Origin of the sequence: Acetobacter thailandicus (assembly GCF_011516655.1) — a bacterium.
Classification (GTDB): domain Bacteria; phylum Pseudomonadota; class Alphaproteobacteria; order Acetobacterales; family Acetobacteraceae; genus Acetobacter; species Acetobacter thailandicus.
The window spans coordinates 257395-278703 of sequence record NZ_WOSV01000003.1 but is presented as its reverse complement, the minus strand read 5'-3'; the positions used below and the strand labels follow the sequence as shown (position 1 = coordinate 278703).

General features: G+C 53.4%; 17 protein-coding genes. 2 read left to right on the top strand and 15 right to left on the bottom strand.

Features of this window, described 5'->3' with window-relative positions; translation table 11 throughout:
* Positions 1-9 precede the first annotated feature (9 nt).
* The 3 genes from GOB58_RS06325 to GOB58_RS06315 form a co-directional block, all read right to left on the bottom strand.
* On the bottom strand, positions 10-906 hold the full coding sequence (locus tag GOB58_RS06325) for an EamA family transporter (protein ID WP_086554012.1): 897 nt from the start codon (positions 904-906) through the stop codon (positions 10-12).
* A 51-nt stretch (positions 907-957) separates the two neighbouring features.
* Positions 958-3000, bottom strand: coding sequence for a DNA topoisomerase IV subunit B (parE, locus tag GOB58_RS06320; protein WP_173559626.1), 2043 nt, complete (start codon positions 2998-3000; stop codon positions 958-960).
* Positions 3001-3207: 207 nt separating this feature from the next.
* Entirely contained in the window at positions 3208-3738 is a 531-nt protein-coding gene (locus GOB58_RS06315) for a hypothetical protein (protein ID WP_086554014.1), read from the bottom strand.
* Between the two features lie 457 nt (positions 3739-4195).
* Here GOB58_RS06315 and GOB58_RS06310 point away from each other — a divergent pair, with 457 nt between their 5' ends.
* Positions 4196-4732: an Ig-like domain-containing protein gene (locus tag GOB58_RS06310; protein ID WP_173559625.1), complete on the top strand. Its 537-nt coding sequence runs from the start codon at positions 4196-4198 to the stop codon at positions 4730-4732.
* Between the two features lie 93 nt (positions 4733-4825).
* On the opposite strand, the gene GOB58_RS06305 is transcribed toward GOB58_RS06310, so the two are convergent.
* The gene (locus GOB58_RS06305) at positions 4826-5275 is read right to left on the bottom strand and encodes an RrF2 family transcriptional regulator (RefSeq protein WP_173559624.1); all 450 of its coding nucleotides are present in this window, start codon (positions 5273-5275) and stop codon (positions 4826-4828) included.
* A 153-nt stretch (positions 5276-5428) separates the two neighbouring features.
* On the opposite strand from GOB58_RS06305, the gene cysK reads away from it, so the two are divergent.
* Positions 5429-6415: a cysteine synthase A gene (cysK, locus tag GOB58_RS06300; protein ID WP_086636101.1), complete on the top strand. Its 987-nt coding sequence runs from the start codon at positions 5429-5431 to the stop codon at positions 6413-6415.
* Between the two features lie 27 nt (positions 6416-6442).
* Here the strand turns inward: cysK and GOB58_RS06295 are convergent, their stop codons facing one another.
* From GOB58_RS06295 to gltX, 11 genes are all read right to left on the bottom strand, one after another.
* Positions 6443-7561, bottom strand: coding sequence for a THUMP domain-containing class I SAM-dependent RNA methyltransferase (locus tag GOB58_RS06295; RefSeq protein WP_173559623.1), 1119 nt, complete (start codon positions 7559-7561; stop codon positions 6443-6445).
* Positions 7562-7576: 15 nt separating this feature from the next.
* Complete coding sequence (locus GOB58_RS06290; RefSeq protein WP_086554019.1) at positions 7577-8734, bottom strand: OmpA family protein; 1158 nt, start codon at positions 8732-8734, stop codon at positions 7577-7579.
* 203 nt (positions 8735-8937) lie between these two features.
* Positions 8938-9276: a DUF1491 family protein gene (locus GOB58_RS06285; RefSeq protein WP_086636099.1), complete on the bottom strand. Its 339-nt coding sequence runs from the start codon at positions 9274-9276 to the stop codon at positions 8938-8940.
* Entirely contained in the window at positions 9276-10958 is a 1683-nt protein-coding gene (locus tag GOB58_RS06280; RefSeq protein ID WP_242005245.1) for a S41 family peptidase, read from the bottom strand. Before GOB58_RS06280 ends, GOB58_RS06285 begins: the two co-directional genes overlap by 1 nt.
* Positions 10959-11043: 85 nt before the next feature.
* Complete coding sequence (locus GOB58_RS06275) at positions 11044-13095, bottom strand: RNB domain-containing ribonuclease (protein WP_086554022.1); 2052 nt, start codon at positions 13093-13095, stop codon at positions 11044-11046.
* A gap of 5 nt (positions 13096-13100) precedes the next feature.
* Complete coding sequence (gene topA / locus GOB58_RS06270; protein ID WP_173559622.1) at positions 13101-15770, bottom strand: type I DNA topoisomerase; 2670 nt, start codon at positions 15768-15770, stop codon at positions 13101-13103.
* A gap of 57 nt (positions 15771-15827) precedes the next feature.
* Complete coding sequence (dprA, locus tag GOB58_RS06265; protein ID WP_173559621.1) at positions 15828-17006, bottom strand: DNA-processing protein DprA; 1179 nt, start codon at positions 17004-17006, stop codon at positions 15828-15830.
* A 9-nt stretch (positions 17007-17015) separates the two neighbouring features.
* Positions 17016-17657: a glycerol-3-phosphate 1-O-acyltransferase PlsY gene (plsY, locus tag GOB58_RS06260; protein ID WP_086554025.1), complete on the bottom strand. Its 642-nt coding sequence runs from the start codon at positions 17655-17657 to the stop codon at positions 17016-17018.
* A complete protein-coding gene (locus GOB58_RS06255) occupies positions 17657-18949 on the bottom strand; it encodes a dihydroorotase (RefSeq protein ID WP_173559620.1) in 1293 nt (430 codons plus the stop codon). Before GOB58_RS06255 ends, plsY begins: the two co-directional genes overlap by 1 nt.
* Complete coding sequence (locus tag GOB58_RS06250) at positions 18946-19887, bottom strand: aspartate carbamoyltransferase catalytic subunit (RefSeq protein WP_086554027.1); 942 nt, start codon at positions 19885-19887, stop codon at positions 18946-18948. Before GOB58_RS06250 ends, GOB58_RS06255 begins: the two co-directional genes overlap by 4 nt.
* The gene (gltX, locus tag GOB58_RS06245) at positions 19880-21286 is read right to left on the bottom strand and encodes a glutamate--tRNA ligase (protein WP_173559619.1); all 1407 of its coding nucleotides are present in this window, start codon (positions 21284-21286) and stop codon (positions 19880-19882) included. Before gltX ends, GOB58_RS06250 begins: the two co-directional genes overlap by 8 nt.
* Between the last annotated feature and the right edge of the window lie 23 nt (positions 21287-21309).

Sequence of the window (21309 nt, the reverse complement as noted above, 5' to 3'; positions counted from 1 at the left end):
TGGCTTTTTTTATGTGTGAGATGATGAAGTGGGCCGGTCTTTTTTCTCAGGCATGATTACGGTGCCAGCCGAAGCTGCTGCGACCAGGAGAATACCGCAAAAACGTAAAAGTTCGAGATGCTCATGCAGGATGAGAACCCCGGCCAGCACAGCGCAGACAGGTTCAAGGCTATAGAAAATGCCCAGCTCACGCGCTGAGAGCGTGTGCATGGCACGCATCTCCAGTGCGTAAGGTATGGCAGAAGAGCAGAGTGCAACTATAAAGCCCAGTGCCAGCAGAGAGGGGTGTGATGAGCCTGTAATAAGTGCGGGTACAAAGCAGGGAAAGAAAAGACTGATGCCGCCGCAAAGCTGCCCCAGGGCGCAGGCGTGACCGGGTGCCATTTTACCAATCAGCCGTTTTCCAAAGACAACGTAAAATGCCCAGCAGGTGGCTGCCCCAAGCGCAAAAAGAACACCAAGTGTATCGGGGGAGGTTGTATGTGATGGCCTGAGTAAGAGAACCAGACCTGTAACAGTCAGCAAAAGCCATCCGACATCTGCCAGACGCTGTGAGTGAAGAAAGGCCAGGAAAAGCGGGCCGGTAAATTCGATAGCAACCGTCATGCCCAGAGGGATGCGCTGAAGTGCCAGATAGAAAAACACATTCATCAGGGCGGTGACCAGACCATACGGCATGGCCATACGCAGGGTTTTCCACGACAATATAGTCCAGCTGCGAAAAAATATGACCAGGATCACGGCAGCAAAGCAGGCACGTAAGCCAACCATGCCTGTCGCACCGAAAATGGGAAACATAGTTTTAGCAGCAGATGAGCCAAATTGCAGGGAGATCATTCCCCCCAGTAACTGCATAACAGCGGTTGTGCGTTCTTTGGTTGTTGTCTGCTTGTGGTCAGTGCTCATGTATACCGCACAGGATGTGCAGAGAGAGAAAAGGTCAGGGCAGGCATAGGCTCAGACATCCAGAAGTTCATCAGCTGATGAGGCATGCTCCTGAATGAACGCAAAACGCAGCTCAGGTTTTCGCCCCATCAGGCTTTCAACGCGTTCACGTGTCAGGAGTCTGTCTTCAGCGGGGATAACTACGCGTAGCAGAGTGCGCTTACGTGGGTCCATAGTTGTTTCTTTAAGGTCAGCGGGTGGCATTTCTCCGAGCCCTTTAAAACGAGAGACGTCTACTTTGCCACGTGACTTAAAGACGGTTTTAAGTTTCTTTTCACGGTCATCGTCATCCATTGCGTAGACGGTGCGTGTGCCCTGTGTCAGCCGGTAGAGAGGGGGCTGCGCCAGGTAGAGATGACCGCCCTGAATAATTTCTGGCAGCTCGCGGTAAAAGAAGGTCATCAGCAGCGAGGCTATGTGTGCACCGTCTACGTCAGCATCGGTCATGATGATAACACGGCCATAGCGCAGTTTTGTAATATCGCAGCGGTCACCTGATCCACAGCCCAGAGCTTCAATCAGGTCACGCAGTTCCTGGTTCGCCCGAAGTTTTTCAGTCGTTGCGCTGGCGACGTTAAGAATTTTGCCTCTGAGCGGCAGAATAGCCTGGGTTTCACGGTTACGGGCCTGTTTAGCTGATCCACCAGCGGAGTCGCCTTCAACCAGAAAAATTTCAGTATCCTGCGCCTGTTCCCTGGTGCAGTCAGTCAGCTTGCCTGGAAGGCGCAGGCGGCGCGTAGCACTTTTACGGGGTGTATCTTTTTGTTCACGCCGCCGAAGGCGTTCCTCAGCACGGTCAATAACAAATGCCAGAAGCGCATCAGCCTGAGGCGGGTTTTGTGCCAGCCAGTGATCAAAACGGTCACGCAGGGCCGTTTCAACCAGTTTACTGGCTTCGGGTGATGTCAGTTTTTCTTTGGTCTGGCCCTGAAACTGCGGGTCACGGATAAATACCGAGAGCTTTGCCGCAATGGCGCCAAGAATATCTTCAGCCGTAATGGCCGAAGCTTTTTTTGTTGAACGCTGATCACCCCAGGTGCGAAGACCTTTGACCAGAGCATTACGAAAACCAGTTTCGTGTGTGCCGCCCTGTGATGTCGGGATCGTATTACAGTAGGAGGCCAGAGCGGCTGTACCGCTGTCGAGAAAAGCAACAGCCCACTCGACTCGTCCGTTATCCTGACCGTCATGTGTGGGGGGGAGGGAGGCGACATCTGTCCATAACGGGGTGAGCAGCGCCGGGTTGGTTCCCAGCTCGTCTGTCAGGCTGTCTGCCAGCCCGCCTGGAAAGTGCAATACGGCTTCAGTAGGTGTCTCGTCCCCAGATTTTAGTAACGAGGGGTCGCAGGCCCAGCGAATAGTCACCCCACGAAACAAAAATGCTTTTGAACGGCAGAGTTTATAAAGGCGGGCCGGCGAGAAGTGATGTGTACCAAAAATTTGTGTGTCAGGTACAAAAGCGATCTGCGTACCACGACGGTTTTGTGTAACGCCGGCCTTCTCCAGTGGCGTCACGGGGATGCCGCGTTCGTAGCTTTGCTGCCAGATGGTGCGGTCGCGGGCTATTTCGACATCCATCCGTGATGACAATGCATTGACGACGGATGAACCTACACCATGCAGGCCACCTGATGTGGCATAGGCCTTACCGGAGAATTTGCCACCGGCGTGCAGTGTTGTGAGAATAACCTCAAGAGCTGAGCGGTCAGGAAAGCGGGGGTGTGCATCAACGGGGATGCCACGGCCATTATCGCGAATAACCAGTCTGTCACCTGGTTCCAGTGTGACATCAATAGTGGAAGCATGCCCGGCAACGGCTTCATCCATTGCGTTATCAAGCACTTCTGCCGCCAGGTGATGCAGGGCGGTTTCATCTGTGCCGCCAATATACATGCCCGGTCTGCGGCGGACTGGTTCAAGCCCTTCAAGAACTTCAATCGCATCAGCATTATAATCTGCTGTTTTGCCCGCATTATCTGTTCCGGTTGCCGTGGCAGGTGCTTTGCCTGTCGGCTTGCGGGGGGGACGGGGAAGCCCGGAAAACAGGTCACTCATGGTCGGGGTCTGTCCAGCATTAATAACGTAGGGTGTCAGGTCGGGGGAGTATAAGGGGAATATTCGGGAACAAAAAGTGAACTGAAATAAATTTTCACTATAATCAGAAGGTTTCTGACAAAAATGCATTTCCCAGGGGAAGGTAATGCAGGTCACCACGCCTCCGGTGCTCTGTAATTATGAGGCCGAAGGCTGTGGGTACAGATCTTATTTTTTAGCAGTACGGGTTGCGCGGCGAACCGGGCGTTTACCTTTGGTTGAGGCAGGTGCTGCACAGGTTTCGAAAGATGCTGGCTGTGTGATATCTTTTGCATCTGTATAGGCAGCGAGGTCGGCTGCGCTGCTCAGAGCATTGACTTCGTCAAACATGGGAACGCGCTGCATGCAGAAGATTGTACCTGCTGACAGACCTTTTTCTGACTGAACATTGGCCAGCTGTGTAATATAATCGTCATGCTGGCGCTGTGCGTTGCGACCATAGGTCGCGCGGAAATAGGTGTTCAGCTTTTTTTCTTCTTCCAGCAGGTTACCGCGGAATTTTGCAACAAATGAGTTGTATTTATCCTGAGCACTGCAGGAGAGTGCTGTAACCATCAGCTCACTTTTCAGGGCCTGGACGTTAAATGCTTCATGAGCAGGAGAGTGCCCGCAGGCGTTTGCAGCAAAACTGCTGCCAGAGCTGTGCAGAATGCCAGCTGTAAGAGCACAGGCAGCCAGGAGACGGGAAAAACGAGACATATGGTTCCTCCGGTATATACTGGAACCAGCATTTCTGTCGTGTCTGACAGGGGATGCACAGATCTGTTTCAGCATACAAATGGTTTTTTTAAAAATTTCAGGTGACGCGGAATAGCGCATTTAGTCGGGGAACATACAGATGTTTTAACTCTATTTCTATGGTGTTTGGTGCGCATTGTAAGTTTTTTTTAAAGTAACCCATTTATAGCTGTCAGGGAAAAACAGAACGAAAACAGAGAACAGCTATGACTAAATTATGTCATAAATAACAAAAACAGCCAGTTTCATACTGGTAGTGCTTTTTTAAGCTCTTTCTTCCTGGCTCCGGATGTTCTAAGTGCAGAGGTCATAATAGTTATGTATTCTGTAATTGGACTGGCAATCATTTGAAGCGTTATGTCAGGATGGTTGCGGCTGCATTTTTAACAACTGATAAAAAATTAAGTGGAGTTGACGAGTGCGCTTGCGAGAATTTGCTGTGCTGGCAGTGTCGGGTACTATGCTTGCCGGTTGTGCGACGACCACGGGTTCTGTTTCTGCGCCTGCCGGGTCTCCTAATCCGTTCGGGTATCTGAAAACATCAGCTGTGTGTACGACAACGCCAGTAACGGCTGGTGCTGATGGTCAGCTCTCAACGACCATGACGGTGCGCTCTGATGACGGGCTGTGTGAACTGAAAGTCTCCCAGCCAGGTGGTGGTGCTTACGCCTCTTTTGGTGTTGATCCTGTGCCAGAACACGGTAAAGCGCTGATCTATGATCTGGATAGCGATACACATATCACCTACACACCGACTCTGGGTTATGCCGGTACAGACGAATTTGTTGTCACTCTTATTCCGACAGCAGGTGGCGCCCGCCAGCATCTGAAAGTTTCAGTGAAAGTTGATGCGACAGGTGTCGTCGCAGCTAAGCCGGTAGTTCCGGCCCAGGCAGAGAAAGCACCGGTTAAAGCAAAAGCTCCTGTGCGCCGTCATGCACCGGTTAAGAAATAAATCAGGTACAATTAACCGGCTTCCTTATTCTCAGGTCTGAGGAAGCCGGGCCTTTTGCGTTTTATTGTGAAAACAGGGCGCGGGTCTTAGTTTTCAGATGGAAAAAGTAATAGGCTCATTTAAAGGCCGCTTGAGCCCTGCGCTTTCGGTCTTTTTAACCAGATCATCAAGGCTGGTTTTTTTCATTTGTGTCGTGACTTCTTTATCAAGCTGTTTCCAGGTCGGGTCTATGACCTTTGCAAAGAGTGGCCCCTGTGGGCCATCTTCATGACCTGGTTCATCCTGAGTGACGGCTGCAATGATATCAACCAGTGAGATATCACGCCGGGGACGACCGAGTCTGTAGCCGCCGCGTGGTCCGCGTATGCTTTCAAGCAATCCTGTACGGGAGAGGGACTGTAGCAAAGGCTCAATTCCTCTGCGGGCCAGGCTTGAGCGCTCGGCAATATCAGCCGCACTCACAGTGCCGGAACGGCCGGCGTAAAAAGCCACATCCAGCATAATCAGAATTGCTGTTATGGCCCGGTCTCGGCGCAAAATCATGTTCCGGTATCCTTCCACTGTAAAAAAGGAAATAAAATGTTAAAAGCTGCTCTAACCCCCCTATAGCAGGGGATGCTCTGTTTATCTACGAACTTATTTCGTATTATATTCATTAGAACAGGTTTATTCAGGCAACAATAATAAGGCAGTGATATGAGCGTTTCCGATCTTGATGCCGCAAAATATGGTTTTGCAGCTCCTCGTGGCCGGGTTTACGAGTCTATTGTTGATGTTACGGGCGGAACACCACTGGTCGCTGTTCCGCATCTGACAAAAGAGGACGAACTTCAGGCGCGTCTTCTTCTCAAGCTCGAGTTTTTCAATCCTCTCGGCTCCGTTAAGGATCGTATCGGGGCAGCTATGATACTCGCGGCCGAGAAAGAAGGGCGCATCAGCCCTGGACGGACGGTTCTTGTCGAGCCGACATCAGGCAATACCGGTATTTCTCTGGCTTTTGTTGCAGCTGCGCGTGGTTACCGCCTGGTGGTAACCATGCCGGAGGGAGCATCCATTGAGCGCCGCCGCATGTTGCGCCTTATGGACGCTCAGGTTGAGCTGACCCCCTCACGTTTAGGCATGGCGGGCGCTATAGCGCGTGCTCATGAAATTATTGAGGAAATGCCGGATGCCTGGATGCCCGGGCAGTTTGATAACCCGGTTAACCCGCATATTCATGCTCTCACAACAGCTGAGGAGATCTGGGCAGATACCGATGGTGCGGTAGATGTTGTGGTGGCTGGTGTAGGTACCGGAGGTACTGCTACAGGTATCGCAGAATGCCTGAAACCACGTAAAAAAGGTCTTCAGGTTTTTGGTGTTGAGCCCACAGAAAGCGCTATCCTGAATGGGGATGAGCCCGGACCTCACGGTATTCAGGGCATTGGCCCTGGTTTTTGTCCTGCAACGCTGCATACAAAGTCGCTTGATGGTGTGCTGACAACCTCAGAGCGTGAGGCAATTGCGGCAGCCCGGCGCTGTGCCCGTCTTGATGGCATTCCTGTTGGTATTTCCTCTGGTGCAAGTCTGCATGCTGCTTTGCAGCTTGCGAAAAAAGATGAGTACAAAGGCAAAACAATCGTTGCTATTGCACCCTCTTTTGCAGAGCGTTATCTCTCAACGTCTTTGTTTAACGGGCTCTGAAAACTATCATACAGGCCTCAGCTCTGTTCAGGGCAGAGGCCTGGTCTGGTAGAGAGAGATTCTCAGGCCACCATGAGGAACCGGAGCCGTTACCGGCAAAAATGGCAGAGCTGTTGCATGCGCTAGGCTGGATTCGCTGGTGATTATAGCGACACGCCATCCTGAAAAGCGGGCTTTCATCGTGTTGCCAAAAGCCCGGTAAAGTGCGGCCAGCTGTGTCTTGTCACCCAGCCTTGTGCCATAAGGCGGGTTACAGATTACCAGGCCAGGAGCCTCTCCCTCAGGTGGAGAGATCTCGCTCACAGGCTGGCAGGCAAAGGCTGTATAGCTGTCAACGCCAGCTCTTTTTGCATTAGCCTCACTCATGACAATGGCACCCGCATCCCGGTCGCTGCCATAAAAACGGCAGGAAGGAAGACGTGCGCTTTTAACAGCGCGCATTTTCTCCCAGGCCTCTTTGTCAAAAGGCACGAGCTGTTCGAAGGCAAAATGTCGTGCGCGTCCCGGGTTCAGGCGTGCGGCAATTTCTGCTGCTTCGATTATAAAAGTGCCGGACCCACACATCGGGTCAAATACCGGTTCAGCACCGGTGTAGCCGCATTGCATCAGGAAAAGAGAAGCCAGTGTTTCGCGTAGCGGAGCACGATTTACAGCTTCTTTTGATCCCCGACGATGTAAAAGCTCTCCTGATGTATCTATACTGATCGTGCAGATATCGTCCTCAATACGGGCTTTTACGGTAATTTCTGCCGTTTCGGCGCCGGGAGCTCCCATACTTGCTGTGATAGCCCGTGCAATACGCTCACTGGCAGCACCAGCATGATAAATGCGCGATCTTGCACAGGTCGCCTCAACACGGAAAGGTTTGTCAGCAGGAAGTAGCTTCCCCCACTCGAAGGTTTGCGCTCTGCGTTCAAGCTGGCTCAGATGACGTGCAGGAAAAGACAGCACACGAGCCAGTATTTTACTGGTTCCTCTGATCCATAAATTCGCACGCCACACCTCTGGCCAGCCACCTTTTATAGTGACGCCACCGGGCACAATGCGTGCCTGTTTAAAACCTTTAAGGCGCACTTCATTGCACAACACCGGCTCGAGCCCTGGTGTTGTGGCAAGAAAAATATCAAACTCTGAAGGGTATGTCATAAAATTCCGTTGCGCCTAACGGAGCAGGATCTCAACCCGACGATTCTGAGGTTCCCTTGTGTTCGGGCCTGTATGAACGAGAGGGTCTGCCTGACCATAGCCGTGGACATCAATTGTAGCGCCAGGTACGCCATCGCGCATCAGTTCAGCTTTGACTGCATTTGCACGACGGATGGAGAGAGCCATGTTGTACTCTGCTCCGCGTTTCTGGCCCGGGAAAGCAGATGAATTATCCGTATAACCAGAAACCACAATCCGGGTCAGGCTGGTATGAGTAGAGGCCTGCGCGGCAGTAGAAACGATTGAACGTGCTTTATCAGTCAGAGTTGCCCGATCCCAGTCAAAAAAGATCAGGTAGCTACGGGTTGCCTGAGGTGCCGGTGCAGCAGGAGTCGCCTCTTCCGGCGGAGGTGGTGGTGGCGGTGCAGGGTTAAATTCATACCGCAGCCCGAGCATCAGTGAGTGATTGAAGTCGGTTTTGGTGTCCCTGTTGCCTGTAGCCAGACTATAAGCCTTGGTCTGATCGGCTCCTACTGTTCCGATAGAAACAGCATGGTGCGATTGCGGACCCAGCATAGTCCAGAAACGATATTCAGCTGTGAGGGAAAGTCCCACAACCCAGGGTGACGGGAAGGACAGACCGAACATGCCCTGATAAGCAAAATTACCAAAGGTACCGCCAATACCCTGACGGAACTGGTTCCCTGGTGCTGTCACTGAGGTGCGCATGTTGGTCCAGCCATAGCCGATACCGGCACCAAAATATGGGAAAATCCAGGGACGGCCGACATCCATGTCAAAGAAAGCATTGGCCATCACGCCATAGGTCTGTCTGCGCCCGCCGGCTTTGCTGCTGACAGCACTCGATATGAATTTTTCATAAGCCATGCTGCGATAGTCGCCCTCGACCTCGACACGGAAGCCGTTACCCAGTCCATAGCCGAGTGAGCCAATGCCTGTTCCGCCCGTGCGCCAGCGATCCCGGCCGGTGGGGAACATAGGTGAGGAGCGGACGCGCTGATCCTGGTTGAAAGTCGCACCGCCTTCGCCGCCAATATAAATGCCCTGCACTGGCTGTGCGCAGGCCGGAGCCAGGCTAAGCAGATACAGGCCAGCAGCAGCCAGCGGCGCAGAAAGCAATGTCCGCCCGAGAAGATCTTGGCGCCGCTTCATCTTTTTCTCCCGCACTGGCACTGACTGTTCAGTGGCCTATAACAATAGTGTATGCATACGGTCTGTAGAACCGCTATGCCTTTCTTGCTGTAAACTTGCATGATCTGCAACAGGTGAGAGGAATTGTTTTATGATACACTCTCATTATCTGCCCTGTTGTTCCTCCATGTGTGGCTGAAATGATATACTCTTAACGATTATTTTCATACCAGAGTTGCTTCAAATGGTAATCTGAAACCGGGCGCTTCGAGTTCCAGTACCCATAAATCGGGGTCATACCGTCTCTGTCTGTCAATGTACTGCCCTGTCTCCTCAACTGTAAGAGGTATTTCTCCGCTGGAAAAAAACCATGCCGGATCACCATTTGTTGTACGGGTCTGAGACAGAATCATAGCAGATCCATCACGTTCGAGTAAAACAACCAGCAGACTGCCAGCTTCGGATGCCCCTTTGTGGATGAGCATCGCTGATTGTCCGTCCCTGCCAGCTTCGCGCAGAATGGCTTTAGCAGCGATATCAGCTCGTAGTCGTGGTGCAGACATTACTGATGTGTCGCCGTTGCCTGCTGAGATGCATCCTCCGGGGTAGCGGAAATGGCAGCTTTATACCAGGCTTTATTATTGAGAATCATCTGTGCGGTCTCAGTATCTTCGTCTCTGCCCAGAGCTGCCGGGCAGGCTTTACGAATGGAAAGGATGTTTGATGTCGAAATAGGGAAACGTGCTGATCGAGAGGCTTCAAGAGCTGGTTTATTTTCAAGGTGCCCCTGAGACAGGGCATGCACCTGCCGGGCAATGGCACTGGCGCCGAGGCTTGTGCAGATATGTGGCATGACGCCGAGTCCCTGCAATGGCCAGTCCAGCGGAGCCATGACGCGGCTCCAGGTCACGAACAGCTCACTTTTATTAGGCAGCTGGGCTACGGTTTGTACCAGGCCTTTCCCCAGGGTTGAGCTGCCTATAATTACGGCTCTGTGATGGTCTGCGAGGGCTGCAGCCAGAATTTCTGCCGCGCTGGCGGTGTGCCCATCCACCAGTACTGCAATAGGCAGGCCGCTGGTCATGTCGCCACCCTGTACCGCCCAGATATGATTAGCCTCCGGGTCACGGCCATCAGTTACTGCAGCAACGCCGTGATCGAGCAGAAGGGCAGACGCCGTGACAGCCTGCTGCAGTACACCACCCCTGTTTCCTCTGAGGTCGATGATGATGCCGCGCAGATGTGTATCCTGCATCGCCTGGTCGAGATACTGGCTCATCTCTTCTGCAGTATCAGAGGAGAAAGCTGTGATACGTAAAATAAGCAGTGAGCCACTGGTAAAAGCAAACACTGTTTCAGGCGGTACCCGTGCCCTGCGTACAGACACAACGTGGCTGCGTTTACGACCTGGAGAGAGAAGGCGTAGATGTACAAGGGAATCTTCACTCCCTTTGAGCCATTCTGAAACAGTTTTTACACTCTGGCCGGCTGTTGAGCGGCCATCTACGGCAACCAGTCTGTCACCTGCATCAACAGAGGCTGTCCAGGCCGGGCCGTTGGCATTTACCGTTTTAATGAGGATATGTCCGCCCTTGTGAGTAAGCGTAACACCGGCATCGGCCTCACCGCCGGTACGGGCTATCCGGTCTGAGCTGGCAGGGGATGGTCCGATATAGCGTGAGTAAGGGTCAAGATGATTAAACAGCTCATCAAAAAAGGTTTGAAGGAGATCATCCTGGCTGATTTTACGAAAAGTTTCTGAATGGGTCTGTGCCGCCGTTATAAAATGCACAGCCAGCTCTACCCATGCGGCACTGTCTGCGGCAGGTGGTGCAGGCTGAGTAAAAAGCGTTTTTTGCCCGTCCATGAGACTGATTTCTTTTTTATCAGTATGCAGGGACAATGTCGGGTCAAGGGCTGTTAGTGCCCCCAGCCCCCACAGAGTGAACTCCCTGGCTGAATGATATTCAAGCGTGCGGGGGGTCAGAAACTCAAGTGCCGTTGCCATGACAGCGCGGAGCATAGCGTTATCGGCTGACGGGGCGGCGGTTATTACGAAAGGGGGTTTTGCCCCACCGGACAGAGAGTCCATGCTGTTAGCAGAATTTTGCATGGCAGAGTGTTCTGTACCAGGAGGCATTACAGACAGGTTTGCGCCTGAAGTATTATGTATCAGCGATGATGTCTGAATTGCTGACCCGAGGGTGTAAGGCAGGTTATGTCCGTCGTCGCTGGTTTGCGCCATGAGTGGCGAGGGCCTGGTACAGGCCAGCGCGACAATAAGAAATAAAGGTATTTTTCGTGCCAGGTGAGCATGACAGCTTTCGCTGTCACCGGGGGATATCTGACGTATCAGGGAGAAGAGAGAGCACTCCCGTTGCCTGGTTTGTTGCTTTGAGCACCACGGAGAGCACACTGCCAGGCTGAAGCGCAGACCGGGAATATAATGTGGCGCGTAAGGAGTGCGAGTCGTCATAAAACCCTGAATAATTCAGCAAGACACCAGAGGAAAGAAAAGACGGAGTTCCCGTTTTCGTCAATATAAGCCCAAGCCCCTTCTGTGTCATTCTGGTCACTGTCGCTGTGAGTAGAGTGCCACAGCAGGGTCTCAGGTAAGCCGAGGCAAGGCGGCTCAGGCAGTCCTGCACCGCAGAAGATGAGCGGGTTTCTGTATAGTTAAGATGTTCAGCCAGAATGCCCGGATGTGCCGTATCATCATCTCTGATCTGTGCTTTTTGATCAAGTATTTTAGTCAGAGCCCGGTGGTTGATCAGGTCAGTATATCGTCTGATTGGGCTGGTGAAGTGCGTGTATACAGACAGGCCCAGCCCATGATGCCCGCCAGGCAGGGGAGTGTACCGGGCCATTATCTTATCAGAGCTGTATTTATTATGTGAGCTCCTGCTGTGCACCCTGAACAGCCCGGGGGCAGAGAGGTGCTGCATTTTCTGTGCGATGAACTGGTTAGCCGTAATCATACAACTGGCAACAAGGTCGTGAGCAGGCAGCCTCTGACGCGGCATAAAGGAGACAGGGCTGCCAGCATCATCACATATGACATGCCAGTTCAGGCTGTTATTCTCATAACTGCTGTCAGCACCATTCTGGCTGATTTTCGTCCTCAGAGCCCTGGATGTGTCAGACAGTGTTAAAATCTGACGGGTCGGAATATGAGGCGCCGGGGGTTCAGACGTGTCGAGGCAATGTTGCACCTGTTTATAGGTCAGCCGTGCCGCACTGCGCATAATCGCACGGTCAATGGTGCCTGATAGTAAAGTACCGTCGGGAGCGATATGCAGGTCGAGGGCAATGCAGAGCCGGTCTTCTCCGGGTTTTAAAGAGCACAGGTCAGCAGAGAGTGTTGCTGGCAGCATAGGGATGGTACGACCAGGCAGATAAACAGAGGTGCCTCGCTCCCGTGCTTCATTGTCCAGCGCCGAGCCGGCCGGTACGTAGCAGGCAACATCTGCAATGGCGACGATAAGGTGAAAACCTTTCTCCGTGCGTTCAGCCCAGAGTGCGTCATCAAAGTCCTGAGCTGTTTCATCATCAATAGTAATCAGAGGAACTGTTCTGAGGTCTCTGCGCTGCTGCAATTCTGCTTCCGGCAGAGGTTTTTTCCGTACCTCCTGTGCTTCGTTCAGAGCGTCGGACGGGAATTTTTCAGGCAAATTATGAGTGATAATACTCAGCTGCGCGGCCTGGTCCTGTGCTGATGTGGCCTGCAGAAAGGAGCAGAAACTAACCTGTGCCAGACCATTTTTATTATGAGAGAGCAGGCGCACCATCATGAGTGCCCCCACTTTCATATGCGCTAAAAGAGAGTCGTTCTGGTCTGTTGACAGCTGCAGTCGCAGGGAGAGACGTTTATCGCAGGGGTAAAGCTCTATACAGACTGACGGCCCGTTGCTGGTAATTGTGTCGACACAGGCAGGAAGGTCACGGCTCACGGGTGCAAGAAGTGCCAGAGGTCGCCCTTCACGCAGGTTGCGGGGTGGTGATGACGGGCGAAGTCTGACACTGACAAGGTCACCAGGCAGAACCAGTGTGCCGTCTGGCAGATCAGATATCAGCCTGACACCAGTATTGGGGTCAGAGGCAAGGTACGCAAAAACACAGCCATCCTCGCGGCGCCGGGTAACACGTACGCGTGCTGTGTCTGGCATATCTGGGATAGATTTAAGACGCCCTGCCGGTAGCCAGGCCAGCGCACCACACAGGGCCATGTCATGCAGCATGACACGCAGAGCCCGTTTGAGGTGCAGAGGCAGACCAAAAGCACGCAGAATTTCAGCAACACCAACCGGTGTGCCTTCCTGCTCCAGAAAAGTACGGAGTGCTTCGCTGTCAGGAAGGGCTGAAGCCCCGTGGCTTCTGCCCATCAGGCTTATTCTTCAGCCTTTTTTTTTCGCGTGGCTGTAGCACGGGGTTTTTTAGCCGCGGGGGCTTTTTTAGGCGTTTTTTCTTTCTCTTCCGTATCTTTTGTTTTTTTCTCAGCCGTTTTTTTGGTCGTGGTTTTCTTTTTAGTTGCTGTGGCTTTTTTCTTCAGTGGTTTGCCTTTTTCTGTCAGAAGCGTGAGAGCCTCCTCCAGCGTGACAACGTCCATATCTGTGCCACGTGGTAATGTGGCTACCATCTGATCATGCTGCACATAGGGGCCAAAACGGCCTTTGCGCACCATCACGGGCTCACCATCTTTTGGATGAGCACCCAGCGTGCGGATAGACGCCAGCTTTTTGGCCAGCGCATCAACAGCACGGTTCAGACCAATGGTCAGAACGTCATCATCTTTATCCAGTGAGCCAAAAACTTTACCCATTTTGACGTAAGGTCCAAAACGGCCAAGACCAGCCTCAATAGGCTCACCTGTTTCCGGATGAGGGCCGATCAGGCGCGGCAGAGAGAGGAGCCCCACAGCCTGGTCGAGTGTAATTTTATCACCATCGGTATTTTTAGGCAGAGAAGCGCGCCTGGGCTTGGCTTTTTTATCTGCCGGGTCAGGTTCGCCCTGCTGCACATAAAGCCCCCAGGGGCCCTGGCGAACAGTAATATCTTCTCCTGTTACAGGGTGCTGCCCCAGAATTTTCATGCCATCTTTAAGAGCGGCTCCACCTTCGTCTTCTTCAGCGCTTTCAGCTGAGAGACGACGTGTAAACTGGCACTCAGGATAGTTGGAGCAGCCAATAAATGCCCCGTAACGGCCGAGTTTGAGGCCAAGGCGTCCCGTACCACATGATGTGCAGTGACGCGGGTCTGACCCGTCAGTGCGGGGCGGGAAGAAGAAAGGTCCAAGGTCAGCATCAAGTGCATTGAGTACATCAGTGATGGTGAGTTCGCGGGTATCTTCAACTGCTTTAGAGAAGCTGGCCCAGAAAGAGGACAGAACCTCTTTCCATTCTGCCCGGCCATCTGAAATATCATCAAGCAGCTCTTCAAGGCTGGCAGTGAACTGCGGGTCGACATAACGCTCGAAGAAGGACACGAGGAAAGCTGTAACCAGCCGTCCCCGGGCTTCAGGCACGAAGCGTTTATTTTCAAGCATGACATAGTTGCGGTCACGCAGAACGGTCAGAATAGAGGCGTAGGTGGAAGGACGGCCAATGCCAATCTCTTCCATTTTCTTCACCAGTGAGGCCTCAGAAAAACGTGGCGGTGGCTGAGTGAAATGCTGCTCGGCATCAGCGTTGCTCAGGGCTGTTTTGTCACGCTCCTGCATGGCAGGCAGCATGCGGCTCTCATCATCGGCAGCTTTATCGTTGTCATCGTAGCTTTCGGTATAGAGACGCAGAAAGCCATCAAAGGTAATAACAGAGCCATTAGCGCGCAGAATGGTTTTTGCAGCGGGATCAGCAATGTCTACAGCAACCTGGTCAAGTGTTGCAGATGCCATCTGGCTGGCAACAGCACGTTTCCAGATCAGCTCATATAAACGGCGCTGATCAGATGTCAGATGAGGCGCGACAGTTGCCGGAGAGAGAGAGACATTGGTCGGACGAACAGCCTCGTGAGCCTCCTGTGCATTTTTCGCTTTTGAAGCATAATGACGTGGCTGCTCAGGCAGATAATCAGCACCGATATCTTTGCTGATGTGCTGGCGGATAGCATTGATGGCTTCAGCAGCCATCTGCACACCATCGGTTCGCATATAGGTGATCAGACCAACGGTTTCACCGCCCAGGTCAATACCCTCATAAAGCTGCTGCGCTGTGCGCATGGTTGCCTGTGCGCCCATGCCCAGCTTGCGTGAGGCTTCCTGCTGCAGTGTCGAGGTTGTAAAAGGTGGCTGTGGGTTGCGGCGGGTTTTGCGGCGTTCAATAGCATGAACAGACAGAGTCGCTGTTTCAACAGCTTTGCGGGCAGCCTCAGCCAGAACCGCATTATTCAGATCAAACTGATCAAGTTTTTTGCCGTCGAGATGTGTCAGGCGTGCGGTAAAGGGGGCACCTGAGACAGTCGAGAGAGCTGCGGTGACTGTCCAGTACTCACGTGGCTGGAACACTTCGATCTCTGCTTCGCGTTCACAGATAAGACGCAGAGCGACAGACTGCACACGTCCCGCGCTGCGCGAGCCAGGAAGTTTGCGCCACAGAACAGGGGAAAGGGTAAAGCCCACCAGGTAATCAAGTGCGCGGCGTGCTAGGTAAGCCTCAATCAGGGGGAAGTCGAGGTCACGCGGGTGAGCCATAGCGTGCCTGACGGCACTTTTGGTAATTTCGTTAAAGGTGACACGCTGTACTTCAATGCCTTTGAGAGCTTTTTTCTCTTCGAGCATAGAGCGCACATGCCATGAAATGGCTTCCCCTTCGCGGTCAGGGTCAGTGGCAAGGTAGAGGGTGTCAGCACCACGCAGTGCTTTGATGATGGCCGCAATCTGTTTTGATCCGCGCTCATCAGACTGCCATGACATCGCAAAGTTTTCGTCAGGTCGAACCGAGCCATCTTTAGGAGGCAGGTCGCGGACATGGCCGAAAGAGGCGAGAACGATATAACCGTCGCCCAGATATTTGTTGATTGTTTTCGCCTTTGCAGGCGATTCGACCACAACAACGTCAGTCATACTCTCTCCGACCTGCCCAGCGTGGCAGGAGTACTCAGTTAATTATTTCACAGGTTATCAGGCTGCCAGAACAACCCGCCCTCCGGGAAGAACTGTGATATCTCCTTCGAGCTCCAGTTCCGTCAGCGCGGTAAGGACCATAGAAGGTGAGAACTGACAGTGCCGGACAAGATCGTCAACAGGTAGGGGCGTATATGACAGGAGATCAAGTATTTTTTCTTTGATCTTTTTATTTTCGTCAGCTTCATTTTCAGGCTCAGAGGCTGATTTAGTCCTGTTTTCCGGCGGTGTAGTCATTTTTTCTGCCTCCATGGCAGAAAAAGAAAAAAAAGACTGAGAAGGTGAATGTGTCCCCCGCAGAGAAGCTTCAGAGCTACTTTCCTGGCAGGGAAAGGGTGGAAGCGCGGCCAGAACATCTGCTGCACTTTCTGTCAGAACAGCTCCCTGACGCAGGAGGTCGTTGCTGCCTTTATTACGTGGGTCGAGGGGTGTGCCAGGAACAGCAAAAATTTCACGTCCGTAGCCGGCGGCCAGACGCGCTGTAATCAGTGTGCCAGACTGCATTGAGGCTTCAATGACAACACACCCCGCGCTTAACCCGGCAATAAGTCTGTTGCGGCGGGGAAAATGTCTGGCTGTTGGAAAAGTACCGGCAGGCGCTTCAGTGATGACGACGCCTTTTTCTCCGATTTCATTTTGTAGTTTTATATTTTCAGGGGGGTAAGGGCAGTCCAGCCCTCCTGCGATGGCAGCAATTGCACGCCCCGTGCGGTGCAGGCTGCCAAGATGTGCGGCACGGTCGATTCCGCGCGCCAGGCCTGAGACCACACTTAGCCCGGATTCGACCAGGTCTGTAGCCAGATTTTCTGCTATTTTCATTCCCTGCGCTGAGGCATTGCGGGCACCGACAATGCCGATACTCTGCTGATTGAGGTAAGCCGGGTTTCCAAGGCAGATCAGAACCGGAGGGGCATCAGGACACTCCCGCAGGAGACGGGGGTAAGATGCATCAAGCAGAGTGATAAATTGCCCGCCCAGTTTTAATGTCGCATCAATTTCGCGCATAACCTGGTCTGTTCCAGGTGGTGCGGGGGGTGCCGTGCCGCGGATGCGAAGAGAAGGCAGAGCATCCAGAGCGGCCTGAGGTGTATGGTAGCGTGCGATAAGTTGCTGCCACCGATGTGGCCCGATGAAATCCGTGCGGGCCAGGCGGAGGCAGGCAACCAGGTTATCCATTACAGGAAATTATTTTTTCTTCCGTTCAACACGAGGTTCTGTGCCGCTTAGCAGGCGGACAATATTCGCATGATGACGCGCGATGATCAGAATGCTGATAAGCAAAAGAGCCAGAACTTTTGGGTCGTGGTTAATTTTAAAGCCATTGAGTGCCAGGGCGGTCAGGGGAATGGCGATAAACCCGGCAAGAGCACCCGCTGATGAAATGCGGGTGAGTTTGGCTGTAATCAGCCAGACAATCCCTCCGGTCAGAGCTGTCAGGGGGGAGAGACCAAGAGTCACTCCCAGCCCTGTGGCAACGCCTTTGCCGCCCTTAAACCCGAGAAAAACAGGAAAGCAGTGCCCCACTACAGCTGCAACGGCAGTGGCTGCGGCAATGCGGGTGCTAAAAACGGGTGGCGTCATGATCCATGCAATCAGCACGGCAATCAGGCCTTTACCCATGTCCAGCAGTAATGTTGCTGCTGCCAGCTTTTTATTACCGGTGCGCAGCACATTAGTTGCACCAATATTGCCTGAACCAATTTTGCGCAGATCGCCTTCACCTGCGAGACTGGTCAGTATCAGACCAAAGGGAACACTGCCCAGGACGTACCCCAGAAAAGCCAGAGCTGCTAAAAGCCACAGCGCATAGGAAGGGAAGTCCTGCATTATTTTTCGGTCTTTCGATACACAGGCACCCCGGCTTTCCAGGTGCCCAGAACCAGACCTTCAAGAGCACGGCCATCAAAAGCTGTGTTCTGCCCGCGGCCGGGCAGCTTACCTGCCTCCACAAGCCAGCTCTGCTCAGGTGAGAAAAGGCACAGATCAGCAGCTGCACCTTTAGTCAGAGTACCGGCTGAAGATTTCAGTAAAGCTGCAGGCTTGCTGGTCAGCAGAGCCAGAGCATCAGAGAGGGACAGCGTGCCATCATGCACGCGTGTCAGAGTAACGCCCAGAAGGGTAGCCATACCAGCCCCGCCGGTTGCTGCCTGAGCAAAAGGCAGGCGCTTGTCATCAGCATCACGTGGCATATGGTCAGAGGCAATAGCATCAATCGTGCCGTCAGCCAGTGCTGCACAGACTGCCAGTCTGTCTGACTCGGGGCGAAGGGGAGGGGAGAATTTTGCGTAAGTACGAAAACCCTCAATAGCGTTTTCATTCAGGTCAAAATAATGTGGGGCTGTGTCACAGGTAATGGCCAGCCCGCGTTTTTTGGCCTGACGGATCAGCTCAAGCCCTTCAGCCGTTGAGACATGGGCAAAATGAAGTTTTCCACCGGTCATTTCTGCCAGGCGGATATCTCTGGCGATCATGATGGCTTCGGCAGCGGAGGGAATGCCACCAAGCCCAAGGCGTGTGGCCAGGTTGCCGGCTGTTGCACAGCCTGAACCTGCCAGTGATGGTTCTTCAGGGTGCTGTACAACAAGAGCGTTAAACCCGCCGGCGTATGAAAGTGCCAGGCGCATCAGGCGGGCCGGGTCAACAGCCCGTGCCCCGTCAGTAAAGGCAATGGCACCGGCTTCATGCAGCAGGCCAATTTCTGCCAGTTCTTTACCTTCACAGCCTTTGGTCAGCGCACCATAGGGCAGAATGGTAATCGCACCGGTTTCTTCCCCCCGGCTGCGCAGCAGGCGCACAAGCGCAGGGTTGTCGATAGCGGGTTTGCAGGTGGGCAGAACTGCGATGGTCGTGATGCCACCGGCAGAGGCGGCCCGTGCGGCAGAGGCTACGGTTTCACGGTACTCATAACCTGGTTCACCAATTTCAACGCGCATATCAACGAGGCCGGGGCAAAGCACCGCCCCGCGGCCATCAATGCTTACGGCCTCTTCCGGGCGGCCTTCAGCGCCGGCCTGATCAATGGCTTCAATAATACCGTTGCGCACAAGCAGGCGGCCTGGCTGGTCGAGAGAGGCTGCCGGGTCAATAAGGCGGACATTTTCAAAAAGAAGGGTGCTCATACTGAATGCCTGCTGCGTGTCAGCCGATCGAGTACAGCCATACGCACAGCTACACCCATTTCGACCTGTTCCTGAATAACGCTCTGATCTGAATCAGCGACCTGACTGTCAATCTCCACGCCGCGGTTCATCGGGCCCGGGTGCATGACAAGTGCTTTGGGTCTGGCCAGAGCCAGGCGTTTCTGGTTGAGACCATAAAAGCGGAAATATTCGCGCGGGCTGGGGATAAGCCCGGAGGACATCCGCTCATGCTGCAGGCGTAGCATCATAACAACGTCTGCATCTTTCAGACCGTCTTCCATGGTATGAAAGATCTCAACACCAAGGTGCCTGATAGCACCAGGCACAAGAGTTGGTGGTCCGACAACTCTCACTTTGCTGCCCATTGTGGTCAGGAGGTGAATGTTGGAGCGCGCCACGCGTGAGTGTGCGACATCACCGCAGATAGCCACGGTCAGCCCGGCCAGGTGGCCATAATGGCGGCGAATGGTCAGGGCATCGAGCAGTGCCTGGGTAGGGTGCTCGTGCATGCCGTCACCAGCATTAACGACGCTGGCATCAACCTTGCGCGCCAGCAGAGCTGGTGCGCCAGACTGTGAGTGACGCACGACCAGCAGATCAGCCTGCATGGCATTAAGCGTCGCTGCTGTGTCGAGCAGCGTTTCACCTTTATTGACCGAAGACTGAGCGACGGACATGTTAATCACATCAGCGCCAAGACGCCGGCCGGCCAGCTCGAAAGACGTGCGGGTGCGGGTACTGTCTTCAAAAAACAGATTAATCAAAGTACGCCCGCGCAGTACATCGCGGGAGACTTTGCGGGAGCGGTTAAGCAACGCGTAGTTCTCGGCCAGATCAAGCAGGGGCTCAATCTGGTCGGGAGGCATACCCTCCAGACCAAGCAGATGCCGGATAGGGGTGTCCGAAGAACTAGCCATGCAGCACTGCTCCTGTTCTGGCCAGAGTTTCATCCCGTCCGAGAGCGGCCAGGGTGGCATCAATGCCCGGTGAGCTGGTTGACCCGGTCACTGCTGCGCGCAGCGGCTGAGCAACCTGGCCCAGTTTATGCCCTTCACGTTCGGCAAACTGTCGCAGTGTGCTGTCGATTGTCTCTGCTGTGAAGTCAGGAGCTGCTGCCAGATCGCGTGAAATGCCGTCAAGAATCTGCAGTGCTTCGGGTGTCAGCAGTTTCTTTGCTTTTTCGGTAAAAGGCAAAGGTACCTGCCGCCCCAGAAACTGCGCATTTTCAGTCAGCTCAACCAGTGTACGTGCCCGTTCTTTCAGGCCTGGCATCAGAGCAAGCAGGCGTGTACGGGTTGTGTCATTCACCTGCACGCCGTCAACAGCTTTCAGGCGCTCAAGAACATCATCAGTCAGACGTTCATCGTCCGCCTGGCGCATCCATACAGCGTTGATGTGTAACAGCTTGGCATAATCCATGCGCGATGGCGCACGACCCACACCATCAAGGTCAAACAGTTTTATCTGTTCCTCGCGGGAGAGAATTTCAGCATCACCATGTCCCCAGCCCAGACGCAGCAGATAGTTACACAGTGCTTCTGGCAGATATCCCATATCGCGGAATTCAACGACAGACTGTGCACCATGACGTTTTGAGAGTTTGGCGCCGTCTGGCCCGTGAATCAGAGGCAGATGAGCAAATTCTGGCAGCTCCCATCCCATGGCGCGATAAATCATGGCCTGGCGGAAGGTATTTGTCAGGTGGTCATCACCACGGATAACGTGCGTAATATTCATGTCATGGTCATCAACCACAACGGCATGCTGATAAGTTGGTGTGCCATCAGAACGCAGGATGATCATGTCATCCAGCTCAGCGTTGGCTACGCGTACTTCACCCTGAACAAGGTCAGTAATGGTGGTTTCACCTTCACGCGGTGCTTTAATACGTACGGCATAAGGTGCGCCTTCAGGTGCTTCTGACGGGTCACGGTCGCGCCACAGGCCATTATAGCGAGGTGGTTTGCTCTGCGCCATGGCGTCTTCACGCATCTGCTTGAGCTCTTCAGGTGTGCAGTAGCATTTATAGGCCAGGCCTTTTTCGAGCAGCTCAAGGGCGACTTCTGTATGGCGTGCCTGACGGGTGGACTGAAAGACCGGCTCTTCATCAGGTGTGATGCCCATCCAGGCCAGACCGTCAAAAATGACGTCGACAGCCTTTTGGGTCGAGCGCTCACGGTCAGTATCCTCTATACGAAGGAGGAACTTGCCACCGTGATGGCGGGCAAAGAGGAAGTTGAACAGGGCTGCGCGGGCATTGCCAATATGCAGCAGGCCTGTTGGACTCGGAGCAAATCGTGTGCGGATAGTCGTCATGATGTCACCCGTATCATGAGCAG